This is a genomic window from Tenacibaculum mesophilum (genome assembly GCF_003867075.1).
Classification (GTDB): Bacteria; Bacteroidota; Bacteroidia; order Flavobacteriales; family Flavobacteriaceae; genus Polaribacter; species Polaribacter mesophilus.
Window position 1 is genome coordinate 2,460,311 of record NZ_CP032544.1, and the last position, 16,139, is coordinate 2,476,449.

General features: G+C 31.7%; 15 protein-coding genes and 1 tRNA gene. 7 read left to right on the plus strand and 9 right to left on the minus strand.

From position 1 onward, the window contains the following. Positions 1–129: 129 nt before the first annotated feature. A complete protein-coding gene (locus D6200_RS11095; RefSeq protein WP_164505164.1) occupies positions 130–999 on the minus strand; it encodes an AraC family transcriptional regulator in 870 nt (289 codons plus the stop codon). A 155-nt stretch (positions 1,000–1,154) separates the two neighbouring features. Between D6200_RS11095 and D6200_RS11100 the strand changes: the two genes are divergently transcribed. The 3 genes from D6200_RS11100 (at position 1,155) to D6200_RS11110 (ending at position 2,795) form a co-directional block, all read left to right on the plus strand. Then, positions 1,155–1,529, plus strand: coding sequence for a lipocalin family protein (locus D6200_RS11100; protein WP_047788003.1), 375 nt, complete (start codon positions 1,155–1,157; stop codon positions 1,527–1,529). Between the two features lie 3 nt (positions 1,530–1,532). Beyond that, on the plus strand, positions 1,533–2,078 hold the full coding sequence (locus tag D6200_RS11105) for a hypothetical protein (RefSeq protein ID WP_073182319.1): 546 nt from the start codon (positions 1,533–1,535) through the stop codon (positions 2,076–2,078). A 267-nt stretch (positions 2,079–2,345) separates the two neighbouring features. Next, positions 2,346–2,795, plus strand: a complete 450-nt coding sequence (locus D6200_RS11110) for a 6-pyruvoyl trahydropterin synthase family protein (protein ID WP_047788002.1) — start codon at positions 2,346–2,348, stop codon at positions 2,793–2,795. Between the two features lie 31 nt (positions 2,796–2,826). Here the strand turns inward: D6200_RS11110 and pth are convergent, their stop codons facing one another. From pth to D6200_RS11125, 3 genes are all read right to left on the minus strand, one after another. Beyond that, positions 2,827–3,462, minus strand: coding sequence for an aminoacyl-tRNA hydrolase (gene pth, locus D6200_RS11115; protein ID WP_394364653.1), 636 nt, complete (start codon positions 3,460–3,462; stop codon positions 2,827–2,829). A 68-nt stretch (positions 3,463–3,530) separates the two neighbouring features. After that, positions 3,531–4,106, minus strand: coding sequence for a 50S ribosomal protein L25/general stress protein Ctc (locus tag D6200_RS11120; protein WP_047788000.1), 576 nt, complete (start codon positions 4,104–4,106; stop codon positions 3,531–3,533). 21 nt (positions 4,107–4,127) lie between these two features. Further along, entirely contained in the window at positions 4,128–5,069 is a 942-nt protein-coding gene (locus D6200_RS11125) for a ribose-phosphate pyrophosphokinase (protein WP_047787999.1), read from the minus strand. 111 nt (positions 5,070–5,180) lie between these two features. Between D6200_RS11125 and D6200_RS11130 the strand changes: the two genes are divergently transcribed. After that, positions 5,181–5,264 (plus strand) — tRNA-Leu (locus tag D6200_RS11130). Between the two features lie 182 nt (positions 5,265–5,446). Beyond that, positions 5,447–7,729 carry a catalase/peroxidase HPI gene (gene katG, locus D6200_RS11135; RefSeq protein ID WP_073182318.1) on the plus strand — a complete coding sequence of 761 codons (2,283 nt, stop codon included), beginning with the start codon at positions 5,447–5,449 and terminating at the stop codon, positions 7,727–7,729. A 99-nt stretch (positions 7,730–7,828) separates the two neighbouring features. Here the strand turns inward: katG and D6200_RS11140 are convergent, their stop codons facing one another. From D6200_RS11140 to moaA, 5 genes are all read right to left on the minus strand, one after another. Then, complete coding sequence (locus D6200_RS11140; RefSeq protein WP_073182317.1) at positions 7,829–8,947, minus strand: NTP transferase domain-containing protein; 1,119 nt, start codon at positions 8,945–8,947, stop codon at positions 7,829–7,831. After that, positions 8,940–9,416 (minus strand): cyclic pyranopterin monophosphate synthase MoaC, encoded by a 477-nt coding sequence (gene moaC / locus D6200_RS11145; protein ID WP_073182316.1) that lies wholly within the window; start codon positions 9,414–9,416, stop codon positions 8,940–8,942. The genes D6200_RS11140 and moaC overlap by 8 nt, the downstream gene beginning before the upstream one ends. Positions 9,417–9,559: 143 nt before the next feature. Next, complete coding sequence (locus D6200_RS11150) at positions 9,560–9,799, minus strand: four helix bundle protein (protein WP_317039771.1); 240 nt, start codon at positions 9,797–9,799, stop codon at positions 9,560–9,562. Positions 9,800–9,833: 34 nt separating this feature from the next. Continuing rightward, positions 9,834–11,030 (minus strand): molybdopterin molybdotransferase MoeA, encoded by a 1,197-nt coding sequence (locus D6200_RS11155; RefSeq protein WP_073182315.1) that lies wholly within the window; start codon positions 11,028–11,030, stop codon positions 9,834–9,836. A gap of 68 nt (positions 11,031–11,098) precedes the next feature. Beyond that, complete coding sequence (gene moaA, locus D6200_RS11160; RefSeq protein WP_073182314.1) at positions 11,099–12,088, minus strand: GTP 3',8-cyclase MoaA; 990 nt, start codon at positions 12,086–12,088, stop codon at positions 11,099–11,101. A 66-nt stretch (positions 12,089–12,154) separates the two neighbouring features. On the opposite strand from moaA, the gene uvrC reads away from it, so the two are divergent. Further along, entirely contained in the window at positions 12,155–13,951 is a 1,797-nt protein-coding gene (gene uvrC, locus D6200_RS11165) for an excinuclease ABC subunit UvrC (RefSeq protein WP_073182313.1), read from the plus strand. Next, positions 13,948–16,137: a patatin-like phospholipase family protein gene (locus D6200_RS11170; protein WP_073182312.1), complete on the plus strand. Its 2,190-nt coding sequence runs from the start codon at positions 13,948–13,950 to the stop codon at positions 16,135–16,137. The genes uvrC and D6200_RS11170 overlap by 4 nt, the downstream gene beginning before the upstream one ends. The last annotated feature ends 2 nt before the right edge of the window (positions 16,138–16,139 follow it).

The window sequence follows — 16,139 nt, forward strand, 5'->3', positions numbered from 1 at the left end:
TTTCATGTGTTTTATTTGTTTAATAACACAAAAGTAGGCTGGAAAATGTAGGTGTGTTTGTTTATTTAGGACAAAGAGGAAGTATAAATTTCAAAGAAAAAATATTAATTTTTATTTGTTGGTTTTGCGTTAAACAATAGGAATGTAAATTTCTGTTATTAATTCTTCTTGAGGAGTATTTTTATCGTCATTTAAATAAAACTCTAAAATTGGTGCGTCCGCAAACTCTAATTTGACATCATACATCCAATGTGCATAAATTGTATTGTATGTTTCAAAACAGCTTTCATGACTTCCTTTATGAATAAACTTGGCATATTTTTGAGAGATAACTTCTTTAACTTTAAACATTCCTTTAACTTCAATTTTTTGTGCTTCTGTAAGTATAATCCCTGCATTATACCTACAATTAACAAACTCTGTTATTTCATCATCATCCAAAATTTCACCAACAATAATAGTTTTATCAGTTAATAAATCATGCTTATCAGCATACTTTAAAAGCTGTTTCCATGTTCTTTCAATCCCTTTTATATCTTCATAAGTTCCTTGATATTGTAAATACAACATTTGAAATGATGGTATAATTTCAATTTCAAACTGTAATAAAGGATCATTTTTTTTATTAGGTTCTTCTAAAATTTGATTCGTAATTTTTTGTTGAAATGTATAAGAGCTTTTAAAGCTAGAAGGTGTACAGCGAAAATGTTTTTTAAAAGCTTTACTAAAAGCTGCCACATCACTATACCCAACTTCTAGGGCAATATCTGAAATTTCAATATCTGAAAATTTTAAATACTGTGCAGCTTTTTCTAGTTTTCTTCTTTTAAGAAATTGACCAATAGTTTCATGTTGTAACGCTAAAAATATTCTATTGATATTTCGATAAGAGTAAAAGGAAACATCTTCTATTTCATGTGTGTGAATTGATGTTTTAAAACGCTTTTCTAAAAAATCTAACAACTTATTATATCGCTCTATTTGTGTTGAGTTTTTCATTTGTGATGCTTTATCCATCAAAATTACAATAGGTTCTTACTTTATAGTTTGTCTATTTACGACAAAAGGTAATAAAATAATCATTGTCTTAAATAAACAAACTCACATTTTACTTGCCTTATACTTTTACCTGAAATTTAATAACCACTTGTAATATGTATCGAATTGTTTTACTTGTCATCTTGTTTTTAATATCTCTATCTCTTTTTTCTCAAAAAAGTCTAAAATCTAAATTAATTGGAAAATGGCGCATTCAAAACTATGAGGTATTTGGTGAAGTGCATCAACCTTCTTTAAAAGAGAGTAATGATTATATCTTATTTAAAACTAACATGTTTTTTGAAGCCTTCTCTGAAGGATATCATGATAAAGGAACTTGGAGACTAAACGGGGAGACTAAAATATCTCTGATAGTAGACAATAATGAAATTTTAGATGCTACTGTATTACAAATTACCTCAGATTTTTTAACTATAAAGTACAACACTAAAGAATTAAACTACATTATTTTTCACTATAAAAAACAATAAAATATGCGCTGCTTATTTTGGTTAATTTTTTTTGTTAGCTTCGTTCATGCTCAAAACCCTAGCATAAGTAATAAAAAAGCCCCAAGAACCATTCATATACTTTCTTACAATACTGTTTTTAGTAAACACTATAAAGGATTTAAAATAAAATACTCTGAGTTTTCAGATACAGAGGAGGATTTTATAATTCCAACTGTATTTTCATTCAATAACTATCAATTAAAACCCAACCTTTTAAAGAGTAAGGGGTATAAAAGTTTTAATCAGTTTTTATTAGGAGCTGGTTTAGATGGGTTTATTAAATTTTACAAAGGTATTTATGTAGGTGTTGGTATAAATGTTCCTTTTGGATATGAAACAACTAGGGGGCTGAATAACGAAAAAAAATCCAAACTCTTAATTGGGCTTGAATCTAAACAAGGAATAAGGTTAATTCCTTGGGAAGAGCTAGGTATAGTTTTAGGTATAAATTACAAACAGCATTTTATCAATTCTAACGTATTAAATAAAGAATTTAACCTTGAATTGGAGTTAGGTGTTAATTTTTAAAGATTTTATTCTCTAGAGAGTGAAAAAATAATAGCATTTAAAATCAAATTCGTACTTTCGGCAAATAAAAGTAAAATATTATGGGTGGAGATTATTTATTTGCCATTTTAGCGGCGGGTGTAGCTGTAGTTTATTTCTTTAATAAATACAGAGCAAACAAAAAGTTTAAAAGAAAATAAGAGTCAATACACATCTTTAGTCGTCATTTAAGGCAGGTTAAAAGAGAAGTAATTTTTTAAGTTTATTTCACTTTAGAGATAGATATTTATGAGTAAGATTCGAATTACCAAGCAGTTTACTTTTGAAACTGGACATGCGTTGTATGGTTATGATGGAAAATGTAAAAATGTTCATGGGCATAGTTACAAGCTTTCGGTTACAGTGATAGGCTCTCCAATTACTGATACATCCAATGTGAAGTACGGAATGGTAATTGATTTTGGAGATTTAAAGAAGATTGTAAAAGAAGAGATTGTAGATGTATTTGACCATGCTACGGTATTCAATAAGAATACTCCCCATGTAGAGTTAGCTAAAGAGTTAAAAGACCGTGGACATCATGTTATTTTAGTAGACTATCAACCAACAAGCGAAATGATGGTGATTGATTTTGCTAAGAAAATTCAAAAAAGGCTTCCAGAAAACATAAAATTACACGGCATTAAGCTACAAGAAACAGATACTAGTTTTGCTGAGTGGTATGCTTCTGATAATTAGTTTTTGAATAAGTTAACGGCGTAAAACGTAATTATTTTCCGTTAAACTCATTCATGGTATTAGCTAAACCAGCTGTAATAAAAGAAGTAACCGCTTTTACAGAAAAAGGAATACGCTCAATCATTGCGCTTTCCTCATCAGGATTCCATTTGCCTAAAACGTAATCTACTTGACGACCTTTACTATATTCAGCTCCTACACCGAAGCGAAAACGAGGATAAGCACCTGTATTAAACTTATCTTGGATGTCTTTTAGACCGTTATGTCCGCCAGAACTTCCTTTTCCTTTGATACGAATTTTTCCAAAATCAATATTTAGGTCATCAGTAATAATTAACAAGTTTTCAACTTGAATGTTTTCTTTTTGCATCCAGTATTTAACCGCTTTACCACTTAAATTCATATAAGTATTAGGTTTTAAAACAAGTACTGTTTTACCCTTAATTTTAAGTTTAGCTATATCTCCTAACTTTTCGGTTTCAAAAGAGCCTTCATGCTCTTTAACAAAAGCATCTGCGATTTTAAAACCTATATTGTGACGTGTATTGTCATATTTTTCGCCAATATTACCTAAGCCTACAATTAAAAATTTATTCATAGAATCGTCTTCTTTATCTGTTAATTGTTTTGTAGAAAAACCAAATAATTGTTTAAAAAAAGGTGTAATAATCATACATCAAAAATAAAAAAAGCGCTACACATGGTAACGCTTTTGTATGATTATTGTTTTGCAGTCTATGCTTCAGCCTCAGCTGCTGCTTTAGCGGCGTTACGAGACATACGAACTTGAGCAACCACTGTGTTATCTGGGTGTAATAACGTATAGTTGTCATTCTTTAACTCAGTAACATATAATTTATTACCAATTTCTAACTCAGTAATATTAGCTTCAATAAAATCTGGTAAGTTAGCTGGTAATGCTTTTACTTTTAATTTACGTAAGTTGTGACGTAAAGCACCACCTACCATAACACCTTTAGAAGATCCTACTAAACGTACAGGAATATCCATAGTCACAGCCTTGTCTTCAAATAATTGGTAAAAGTCTACGTGTAAAATGCTATCATTTACTGGGTGAAACTGTATGTCTTGTAATACAGCGCTATATGTTACACCATCTAATTCAATCGTAGCAGTAAATACGTCTGGAGTATATACTAATGGCTTGAACGATTTTTCTTCAGCTGAAAAGTGAACAGGCTTGTCTCCTCCGTATAATACGCAAGGAACCTTTCCAGCATTACGTAAGGCTTTTGTTGCTTTTTTACCTACGCTTTCTCTTTGAGATCCTTTGATTGTAATTGATTTCATTACTTTGTTTATTAAATTTATTTACATTAAAAACTTATCGCTAATAGATGTATTGTCTTGAACTTTATGCATCACATCAGCAAATAAAGCGGCGCAAGATACAACTTTTATTTTAGAAATACTCTTTTTTAAAGGAATTGTATCTGAAACGATTAGCTCTGTCAACTGTGAATTTTGAATTCTTTCGTAGGCATTTCCTGAAAGAATTGGGTGTGTACAAATAGCACGTACACTTTTTGCACCACGTTCCATCATTAAATCGGCTGCCTTTGTAAGTGTTCCTCCTGTATCAATCATGTCATCAACAAGAATTACATTTTTACCTTCTACTTCACCAATGAGTTCCATATGAGCAATTACATTGGCTTTTTGACGCTGCTTGTAGCAAATAACAACATCACTTTCCAAGTATTTGGAATAAGCATAAGCTCTTTTTGAACCTCCCATATCAGGAGAAGCAATCGTTAAATTATCAAGCTTTAAACTTTTAACATATGGTAAAAAAATTGTAGAAGCATATAAATGATCTACTGGCTTTTCAAAGAAACCTTGAATTTGATCAGCATGTAAATCCATGGTCATAATTCTAGTTGCTCCTGCAGTTTCTAATAATTTAGCCACTAATTTAGCGCCAATTGCTACACGAGGCTTGTCTTTTCTGTCTTGACGAGCCCAACCAAAATAAGGCATTACAGCGGTAATATGTCTTGCCGATGCACGTTTTGCAGCATCACACATTAATAACATTTCCATTAAGTTATCAGTAGAAGGAAAGGTTGATCCAACGATGAAAACTCTTCTTCCTCTGATTGATTCTTCAAAAGCTGGTTGGAATTCACCATCACTAAAATGTGTGGTAATTACATTTCCTAGTTTGGTTCCGTAGGCACTGGCAATTTCCTCTGCTAGTTCAATACTTTGTGAACACGCAAAGATTTTTGGGCTTAATTGATTTGTAGCCATTTACAAAAAAATATTTTTAGTTAGTGTTGTTGTTGGGGCAAAAATAAAACTATTTTAAGAGTTTAAAAGATATTTTAAATGAAATATTTTATAGATTTGCACTCACCAAAAGCCAAAGTGGTGGAATTGGTAGACACGTCGGATTCAAAATCCGATGCTCGCAAGGGCGTGTGGGTTCGAGTCCCACCTTTGGTACAAAAGCACACTGTTTTTTTAAAAATAGTGTGCTTTTTTTATGCGCCTAATTTAAAAGTAGAGAATTATCACTTGCTCAAAAATAAATCTAAACTACATTAATATAAATTATTTCTATTTAAAATCTAAAAAACATAATTATTTCAAATATAGATTTGCTGAAAATCAATTAATAATTTATAATGAAAAAAATAATCTTAAGCGTAGTAACAGCTTCTTTGCTTTTTTCTTGCAGTGGTAAACAAAACCATGGAGAAGAAAAAGAAAAGGGAGGATGTCCTTTTGGTTTTGACAAAGGACACAAAAAAGAACAGTTAAAAGAAACTAAGTCAAACAAAGATTGGTGGCCCAATAAGTTAGATTTAGATGTACTTGCACAAAACTCGGAATTATCGAATCCGATGGGAGAAGAATTTAATTATGCTGATGAATTTAATAAGCTAGATTATGTAGCGTTAAAGGCAGACCTAACTAAGCTAATGACAGATTCTCAAGATTGGTGGCCTGCTGATTACGGACACTACGGACCTTTATTTATTCGTATGGCGTGGCATAGCGCCGGAACATACCGTACAGGAGATGGTAGAGGAGGAACCCGTATGGGAATTCAGCGTTTTGCTCCACAAAATAGTTGGCCAGATAATGCTAACCTAGATAAAGCTAGAAGATTGTTATGGCCTATTAAACAAAAGTACGGCAAGAAAATTTCTTGGGCTGATTTGATGATTTTAACAGGAAATGTAGCTATAGAGTCTATGGGATTAAAAACTATAGGGTTTGCAGGAGGAAGAGAAGATGTTTGGGTACCACAAGAGGATGTGTATTGGGGTTCTGAATCAGGCTGGTTAGAAAGCAGAAGGTTAAATGAGGATGGAGAGCTAGATTTAGAAGTAGAAAACCCTCTAGCAGCTGTACAAATGGGATTGATTTATGTAAACCCTGAAGGTCCAGATGGAAACCCAGACCCAGTAGCATCAGCAAAAAACATACGTATTTCATTTGGTAGAATGGGAATGAATGATGAAGAAACAGTTGCTTTAATAGCAGGGGGACATACCTTCGGAAAAACTCACGGAGCAGGACCAGCTGATAACGTAGGACCTTCACCAGAGGCTGCTGGCATTGAAGAACAAGGATTAGGATGGAAAAGTAGCTACAAATCAGGAAAAGGGAAAGACGCTATTACTTCTGGGTTAGAAGTTATTTGGACGCCTACGCCTACTCGTTGGAGTCATGCTTTTTTAAATACGTTATTTGATAATGAATGGGAACTAACCAAGAGTCCTGCAGGAGCACATCAATGGGTAGCAAAAGACGTTGGAGAGGTTTTTCCAGATGCTTTTGATAAAAATAAGAGACATAGACCTACGATGTTAACTTCAGATTTAGCTTTAAAGTTTGATTCTGAATATAAGAAAGTTTGTGAGAAGTTTTTAGAAGACCCATTATCTTTTGATAAAGCCTTTGCTCGTGCATGGTTTAAATTAACCCACAGAGATATGGGGCCTAAAACAACATACTTAGGATCAGATATTCCACAAGAAGAATTTATTTGGCAAGATCCTATTCCTACACGTACTCATAAACTGATAACCGAAGCAGATATCAATTCTCTTAAAAAAGAAATTTTAAATTCGGGAATTCCTTATAATCAGTTAATAGAAACAGCTTGGGCTTCAGCGTCTTCTTATAGAGGTTCAGACAGAAGAGGAGGAGCAAATGGAGCTCGTATTCGTTTAGAACCACAAGTTAATTGGGAAAGTAATAATCCAGCGCAATTAAAAAAGGTGTTGGCAGTTTATGAGAAAATTCAAAATAAATTCAATGAATCGTTAAAGGAGAAAAAAGTTTCCATGGCTGATTTAATTGTTTTAGGAGGATCCGCAGCAGTAGAAAAGGCAGTAGAAAGAGCAGGATTTTCAATAAAAGTTCCTTTTAATCCTGGTAGAATGGATGCTACGCAAGAACAAACCGATGTAAAATCTTTTGCTGTTTTAGAACCAATGGCTGATGGTTTTAGAAACTATCAAAAAAAGAAATACACACTTAAACCAGAAGAATTGTTAGTTGATAAAGCACAATTATTAACTCTAACAGCTCCTGAAATGACGGTGTTGGTTGGTGGTATGCGAGCTTTAAATGCAAATTATGATAGTTCAAAAAAAGGAGTTTTTACAACCCAACTAGGAGTGTTGACAAACGACTTCTTTATAAATCTGTTGGATATGAATACGTATTGGGAGCCTATCTCTGAAGAACAATTAATTTTTGAAGGAAAAGATAGAGTTACAAATGAGGTAAAATGGACAGCAACTAGAGCAGATTTAATTTTTGGATCTAATTCTGAATTAAGAGCTTTAGCTGAGGTATATGCGAGTAATGATGCAAAAGAAAAGTTTGCAAAAGATTTTATTGCAGCTTGGGTTAAGGTGATGAACCTAGATAGGTTTGATTTGAAGTCTTAAATAATACAGTACAAGAAGGAAATATTATAAATATATAAACCTATACCAAGATGTTTCTGGTATAGGTTTTCTTATTAAATCTAATTTTGTTTGTAGCTTTTAAGAGTTAACCTCTTTTATAGCTTCTTTATAATCTTCTGGAGTGTTGATGTTTCTAATTAAATTATCATCAACCTCAATAATTTCAACATCAGAATTAATTAACATTTTACGAGGACACGAATAACCTTGTGCTAAATAGGCTAATAATTTTCCGTAAGCTTTTGGTTCGTATATTGTGATTAAAGGTTCAGGAAATTCTTTGTTTTTTCCTTTAACTGTAGTTGCAATTTTAGATGGATTTCTTTTTTGTAATAATAATTGAATAAGCTCATTATTTACAAATGGAATATCTGTAGCCATTACCAACCATGCTGAGTTTGGATCTTTTTGAAAAGCAGAACAAATACCTCCAAAAGGTCCTAGATTTAAATAGGTATCTGGAATTTCATTTGTCGTTTCTGGAGAGGTAGATAAATCTCTTACAGAGTAAAAAGTTTCTAAATTGTTGTTTTCTAGTAACTCTTTTACATGTTCTTTTTGAGGCTTTTTATAGTACAATAATTCCGATTTGTCACGACCCATTCGAGTACTTTTCCCGCCTATTAAAACCAACCCTTTTACAGGAGCAATATTTTCTTTAATGAGATTATGTATATGATTAGATATTTTATCAATCTCATTAATCGTATAAGAGGTGCTATTTTTGATGTTTGGAAAACGTTCTAACAAACAATCAAAATATCTTGAGTTTTTATTCAACTTAACTATAAACTGAATGTTTGTTAATTGATCTAACCTTTTTTTTACAGAAGCTTCTTTCTCATCATCTAAAATCAAAATTTGTTTCGCCCCTTCGTAATGATTTCCATTAATAAAGACAAAATCGTGATTGTAAAACTGTAAACGTTGTTCGTACTTGTTTACAGGTGAAGAAGTGTTTATTTGTAAATTTCCTTCATGATGAAAGGTATATTCAGCTAACGTATTTTGTTCGACATCTTTAGCATGTGAAGCGTCGAAATATCCTAAATTGTATTGTGATAATTTTTTTGAGACTTCATGAACTAAATCAGCAATAATTCTACATTTGGTTCCTAAGATAGCTACTTCATTAGGCGCAAAATTATCATTATACTTCTTAACTAGATTTGTATGTTTAGTATGTTTTTTATCCATTTTTAATATCCGATTTACCACCAGTTTTCTCTACCAATTTCACTTCTTGAATCACCATTTTTTGACTAATAGCTTTACACATATCGTAAATGGTTAAACAAGTTGCAGAAGCTCCTGTAAGCGCTTCCATTTCTACTCCTGTTTTTCCTTCAATGGTCACTTTACAAAAAACCTCTACATACTCATCGTCTACAATATTGATGTCGATATCCACTCCATTGATTAACAAAGGATGACACATTGGAATAATATCAGAGGTTTTTTTCACTGCTTGAATTCCAGCAATGATAGCGGTTTGAAAAACAGGTCCTTTTTTAGTGATGAGTTCATTATTGGTAAAATGACTCACAATTTCTGAACCTAAAAACATAGTAGCTTTAGCAATGGCTGTACGTTTCGTGATTTTTTTATCAGAAACATTTACCATTTTAGGTTGATTTTGTTCGTTTATATGGGAAAAGTTGCTCACTCTGTATAAATTTTAAATGTTGAGTTTTTAATTTTTAGTTAAACTCTGTTGTGATGTTTTTACAATTGCTGTTAATAGCCTAATTAGCTCGTGAATGTCCGAAAGTATATCTGTAATATCAATATTTGTTAAGTCACTTTCTTTTAATAAACGTAACCAATATTAGTTTCTCTAGCTTCTTTTGAAGAAATAGACATTTTAGAAATAAAGTCTCTCTTACTTTGACCAGCTAAAGCCTCTTCTATATTTGCTCCTATTGAAGTTCCACTTCTTAAAAGCTGTTTTGAAATTATAAACTCTTTTTCTTGTTGTAGTTTTTTGTACAGAGAAATTATTTTTAAAGAGAATTGAAAACTCTTGCCTTGAACAATACTTTCCTTCATTTTAAATTTTTAACTCAAAACTAAACATTAATAATTAAAAACCCCGATACGTTAGTATCGGAAAAACACTTCCTTTTTTAAATTCTATCTCTTCAGTTTTTGGGAGTTCAATAAAACTATCAGCTTCAACCAAACTAGCTAAATCACCAGAACCATTTCCTTGTATTGGAGTTGCATATACTTGTCCGTTTTCCGAGGTTAATTTTACTTGTAAAAAACAGCTTAGATTAGGTTTAAAAGTAATGTTTTTTGCTAAAGTTGCTGTTTGTTTTTCTTGTTGTACACCTATAGATTTATAATACCAAGGATAAAAATAGACCAAACAATTTACAAAGGTTGAAACTGGATTTCCAGGAAAAGCAAACACTTTGCAGTTATCGGTAACACCAGCCCAAAAAGGTTTTCCTGGTCTTTGTGAAACTCTATGGAATAATTTTTTAACACCCAATTCATCTAAAACTTCGGGTAAAAAATCAAACTTACCTTTACTAACAGCACCACTAAATAAAAGCACGTCATATTCTTGTAGAAAAGACGCTATATTTTCTTTTAAAATTTGTTTTTCATCAGTAATATTAGCTGTATCTGCTGGGATTTTTAAATCGTTCAATAAGGAAACTAATGTGTATACATTGCTTCTACGAATTTGGTGGTCTAACGGATATTCATTTACATCAACCAATTCATCACCTGTAGAAACAATCATTACTTTAGGTTGTTTGGCAACTTTAACAGTGGCTTTACCTACAGTAGCTAAAACCCCTATTTCAGCAGCAGAAATTATAGTGTTCTTTTTTATTAGAATTGTACCTTCACTTTTATCAGAACCCTGTATGTGTATGTTTTGTCCTTCTTTAATTTCATCAATAGTAATAGTAGCTACTAGCGTATTAATATCAACATCTTCATAGCGAATTACCGTATCAGTATTGTTAGGTAATACAGCTCCTGTCATTACCTCATAACAGTTGGCGGCATTATCTAGTGTTTGTTGTGGACTTCCAGCAGCTTGGATTCCTTCAATTTTAAAATCGCGAACACCGTGCTCAAAAAAACGATGATTGATAGCAATACCATCCATTGCCACTCGGTTGAATGGAGGAAAATCTCTATCAGCAACAATATCTTCCTTTAAAACTCTTCCGACAGCTTCTAAAAAAGGAATTTCTTCAATTCCGAAATCTTGTGTGTTTTCTAAAACTATATGTTTGGCTTCTTCTACTGTTATCATATGTTAAAGTGTAACTGTTAAAAAGTTTAATTGTTACATTTTCAAATTATCTAATTGATACATTGAAATTACCCCCCAATGGTACTCATACTTTCGGTTACGTTTCCTTTTCTATTTGCTTCAGCCACAAAACCATTTTCAGGCTTTTCTTTTATCAATGATAAAAACAAGGCTTTTAAATCTTCATTGCTTGCACCATTTCTAATAAAGTCACGTAGGTTGAAAACGCCATCATCAAACAGGCAATTTTTAAAAGTTCCTGTTGAGGTAATCCTAATTCGGTTGCAATCATTACAAATAGTACGAGTGAATGCAGGGATTATCCCTATAGTTCCCTTATGATTCTCTATTGAAAAATTTCTAGAAGTAGATGATTTTTTTGAGGGGAGCTTAGTTACAGTGAACTGAGACTGGATTTCATCTAAGATTTTGTTGTAGTTCCAAACCTCTTCTGCATTTCGTTGTCCTCTACCATTAAAAGGCATTTCTTCAATAAAACGAACTGCAATATCCTTGTCTTTAGTAAGCTGCACAAAATTGTTAATTTCATCAGTGTTAAATCCAGACTGAACAACTACATTCAGTTTTAAATTCAACGAACTTTTTTCTAATAACTCAAAGGTTTTATATACTTCTGGGAAAACATCTCTACGGGTAATTTTAGCAAACTTTTCAGGGTGTAAACTATCAATGCTTAAATTGATATTCTTTACCTTTTTAAGGTTTTCTATCGTTTTGATGTGTTTGGAAATAAGCGCTCCGTTGGTCGTGATATTAATATCCTCTAACAAATCATTATACGATAACATTTCTAAAAAAGAAACAAAATCTTTTCTAACAAAAGGTTCTCCACCTGTTAAACGAACTTTGTTAACACCCAACTCAGTAAGTACTCGAATTATTCGGTACATTTCTTTGTAGGTAAGTAGCTCTTTTCTTGGAACAATATCAATTCCTTGAGCAGGCATACAATATTGACAACGTAAGTTACAGCGGTCGGTTACTGCTAAACGAACGTAGCTAATTTGTCTTCCAAAATTATCTATGAGTTTGCTCATATTGTAAAGGTAGTAAAACTAAAAATCATACCCTTTTAAAAGGGTAAAAAATCGTATTTTCGTAGTATGCCAACATCACTCGAACTTCAAGTACAAACACTACCGAACTCACCAGGAGTTTATCAATATTTTGATAAAGATGATACAATTATTTATGTTGGAAAAGCGAAGAATTTAAAGAAACGAGTTTCATCGTACTTTACTAAAAATCATGAGAATGGTAAAACACGAGTTCTAGTAAAAAAAATTGTTAGAATAGAGCATGTGGTGGTTGATACTGAAACAGATGCGCTACTTCTTGAAAATAATCTTATAAAGAAGTATAAACCTAGATACAATGTTTTGTTAAAAGATGATAAAACATATCCGTGGATTTGTATAAAGAAAGAGCGATTTCCTCGTATATTTTCTACAAGAAGAGTTGTTAAAGATGGATCGGAGTATTTTGGACCTTATACTAATGTACGAACTGTATATGCATTGTTAGACTTGATTAAAGAACTATATCCGCTACGCACTTGTAATTATGATTTAAGTCAAGAAAAGATTGATGCTGATAAGTATAAAGTTTGTTTAGAATATCATTTAGGTAATTGTAAAGGCCCTTGTGAAGCATACCAAAGTGAAGAGGATTATTTAGAGGACATTAGAGCAATTCGAAATATCATAAAAGGAAATTTTAAAGAAAGTTTACAGCAGTTTGAAAAAATAATGTTTGATTTAGCTGCAGATATGCGATTTGAAGAAGCACAAAAAATCAAAGAAAAGTTAGCTTCTTTACAAAACTATCAAGCTAAATCAACTATAGTAAATCCATCAATTAATAATGTAGATGTGTTTTCTATTATTTCTGACGAGTCGCATGGATATGCAAACTTTTTCAAGATAATGAACGGTTCAATTGTACAATCCTATACCACAGAAATTAAGAAAAAACTAGAAGAGACAGATAAAGATCTTTTAGAGTTGTTTATTATTGAAACTCGTCAACGATTTAACTCGTTATCAAGAGAAATTTTTGTTCCTTTTAAAGTAAATGTTGGTAAAGATATTAAAGTAACCATACCTAAATTAGGAGACAAAAAGCGTATTGTTGAATTGTCTGAACGTAATGCAAAGTTTTATCGTCAAGAACAGTTTAAGCAAATAAAGATTGTAGACCCTGATCGTCATGTAAAAAGAATCATGGCACAAATGCAAAAAGATTTAAGACTAAGAAAAGAACCACGTCATATTGAATGTTTTGATAACTCAAACATACAAGGAACAAACCCTGTTGCTGCGTGTGTGGTTTTTAAAGATGGAAAACCGAGTAAAAAAGACTATCGTCATTTTAATATTAAAACAGTTGAAGGCCCTGATGATTTTGCTTCTATGGAAGAAGTCGTATATCGAAGATATAAACGATTATTAGATGAAAATCAACCACTACCACAGTTAATAGTGATTGATGGAGGTAAAGGACAGTTATCTTCAGCCTTAAAGAGTTTAGATGCTTTAGGTTTAAGGGGTAAAATAGCTATAATTGGTATTGCAAAAAGATTAGAAGAAATTTTTTACCCTGGAGACCCTATTCCGCTATATCTAGATAAAAAATCAGAAACACTTAAAATAATTCAGTACCTACGTAACGAAGCTCACCGTTTTGGAATTACTTTCCATAGAAACAAAAGAAGTAAAAGTGCTATACAATCAGAATTAGAGCAAATTCCAGATGTAGGAAAGCAAACTATTACAAACTTACTACGTAAGTTTAAATCAGCTAAAAGAGTAAAATCAGCTACTTTTGAAGAATTAAAAGAAGTGGTTGGGAATGCTAGGGCTCAAAAAATATACAAACACTATCATAAAAAAGGGAAATGAAAAAGTTATTAATTTTATTACTGCTGCCAACATTTATGTTGGCGCAAAACCAACCTAAAGTAGGACTGGTATTAAGTGGTGGAGGTGCAAAAGGGATTGCGCACATAGGGATTTTAAAAGAGCTTGAAAAAGCAGGTGTACAAATAGATTATATAGGTGGTACAAGTATGGGGTCTATAGTAGGAGGCTTATATGCTTCTGGTTATACAGCCAAACAAATAGAAGAGGCTGTCTTAGAAACTAATTTTATAGATTTATTACAAGATAAAGTTTCTAGAAGACAAAAGCCTTTTTTTAATAAAGAACATGGAGAAAAATATGCTGTTTCGTTACCTATAAAAAAAGGAAGTTTAGGCTTGCCTTTGGGTTTGTCAAAAGGGCAAAACGTGTTGAATTTTTTAACAGAGTTATTAGCGCCAGTTGATGATATTACAGATTTTTCTAAACTACCAATACCTTTTTATTGTATAGGAACAAATATAGAAACAGGTGAAGAAGAAGTGTTAGAGAATGGCTCATTACCGTTGGCTTTAAGAGCAAGTGCTGCTTTTCCTTCGTTGTTAAATCCAGTAGATATAGACAATAAATTATTGGTTGATGGCGGTGTAGTTAATAACTTTCCTGTTGATGTAATGAAAAAGAAAGGTGTTGATATAATTATTGGAGTTAGTGTACAAGGAGAATTATTGAAAAGAGAAGAATTAACTTCTGTGGCCTCTCTGTTAATGCAAATAATTAATTTTCAAATGTATCAGAAATCAGACCAACAGGTTAAATTGTTAGATGTTTACATAAAACCAAATGTAATTGACTACAGTGTTATTTCGTTTGATGCTAAGAAAGAAATTTTAGAAGAAGGAGAAAAAACAGCTAAAATGTATAGAGTGGTTTTTGATAGTATTGCTAAGATGCAAACCAAAAAGAATAGAAGACTAAAAATATCACCAAAAAGAAAAAGGTTTTTAGTTGATAGAATTATTATAAAGGGTAATAAAAACTATACTAATAATTATATTTTAGGAAAGCTACAGCTACGTGAAGGAGATAGTGTGTCTTACAAAGAAATTTCTAAAAAAATAAACACATTAACAGCTTCAAAAAACTTTAAAAGAATAGATTATCATTTTGAAAAATCTTTTCAAGGAAAAAAATTAGAGATAACTGTAAAGGAAGAAAAAATACAATCTTTTTTAAGACTAGGTTTACATTATGATTTACTATACAAATCAGCAGTACTACTTAATTATAATCATAAAAAGCTGCTTTTCCAGAATGATGAACTTTCATTAGATGTAGGAGTTGGTGATAAAATAAGGTATAATTTAGAGTATTTCATTGATAATGGGTTATCTCCAAGTTATGGAATAAGAACAAGGTATAATACTTTTAATAGTGATTTTTTATATAATAAAGGGATTATAAATGGAAAGTATAGAGATTTTTCAACCTCTTTATATTTGCAAACAACATTTGATAAAAAGTTTGCAATAGGTGTAGGAACAGAACATAAAAACATTAATGCAAGAACAAAAAACATTTCTACTGAAGGAAAAGAAGATTTTTTTGATAAAAGCAATTATATAAACACTTTCGCTTTTTTAAAATTAGACACCTATAACAAAGAGATGTTTCCAACAAAAGGGTTTTATGCAGATATAGGTTTTAAGTGGTTTATATGGTCTGATAGAGATAATAGACTGGATGAATTAATACAAGGTAGTGAACCTTTCCATCAGTTTTCACAATTGGGTGGTACGTTGGGGTTTGCAACTACTTTTTATGATAAATTGACATTTCAATATACTTCACAAGCAGGATATACACTCGGAAAAAAATCGTTTGAAATATTTGACTATCGTTTGGGCGGATATAATCAAAATTATATTAATAATTTTATTCCAATGTATGGATACGATACAGGTGGGCTAAACAATCAGTCTTATTTAAGATCTGAATTTAACTTACGCTATGAGGTTTATAAAAAACATTATGCAATGTTTATAGCAAATTATGCTCGTGTTGAAGAAGATATATTTGAGGATGGAGATTTGTTTAAAAACACCAAATCAGGATATGCTATAGGGTACAGTGTAGAAACATTTTTAGGTCCTATAGAATTAAAATACACATGGTCTCCTGATCATTCAGATCATTATTGGTTGTTTAATTTAGGTTTTTGGTTCTAAAA

Coding starts and splice junctions, on each gene's coding strand:
- D6200_RS11155 (WP_073182315.1), bottom strand. CDS start 11,030: ATGATAACAGTAGAAGAAGCCAAACATATAGTTTTAGAAAACACACAA.
- D6200_RS11170 (WP_073182312.1), top strand. CDS start 13,948: ATGAAAAAGTTATTAATTTTATTACTGCTGCCAACATTTATGTTGGCG.
- D6200_RS11125 (WP_047787999.1), bottom strand. CDS start 5,069: ATGGCTACAAATCAATTAAGCCCAAAAATCTTTGCGTGTTCACAAAGT.
- D6200_RS11140 (WP_073182317.1), bottom strand. CDS start 8,947: ATGGATAAAAAACATACTAAACATACAAATCTAGTTAAGAAGTATAAT.
- katG (WP_073182318.1), top strand. CDS start 5,447: ATGAAAAAAATAATCTTAAGCGTAGTAACAGCTTCTTTGCTTTTTTCT.
- D6200_RS11105 (WP_073182319.1), top strand. CDS start 1,533: ATGCGCTGCTTATTTTGGTTAATTTTTTTTGTTAGCTTCGTTCATGCT.
- D6200_RS11100 (WP_047788003.1), top strand. CDS start 1,155: ATGTATCGAATTGTTTTACTTGTCATCTTGTTTTTAATATCTCTATCT.
- D6200_RS11150 (WP_317039771.1), bottom strand. CDS start 9,799: ATGAAGGAAAGTATTGTTCAAGGCAAGAGTTTTCAATTCTCTTTAAAA.
- D6200_RS11110 (WP_047788002.1), top strand. CDS start 2,346: ATGAGTAAGATTCGAATTACCAAGCAGTTTACTTTTGAAACTGGACAT.
- D6200_RS11120 (WP_047788000.1), bottom strand. CDS start 4,106: ATGAAATCAATTACAATCAAAGGATCTCAAAGAGAAAGCGTAGGTAAA.
- moaA (WP_073182314.1), bottom strand. CDS start 12,088: ATGAGCAAACTCATAGATAATTTTGGAAGACAAATTAGCTACGTTCGT.
- uvrC (WP_073182313.1), top strand. CDS start 12,155: ATGCCAACATCACTCGAACTTCAAGTACAAACACTACCGAACTCACCA.
- D6200_RS11095 (WP_164505164.1), bottom strand. CDS start 999: ATGAAAAACTCAACACAAATAGAGCGATATAATAAGTTGTTAGATTTT.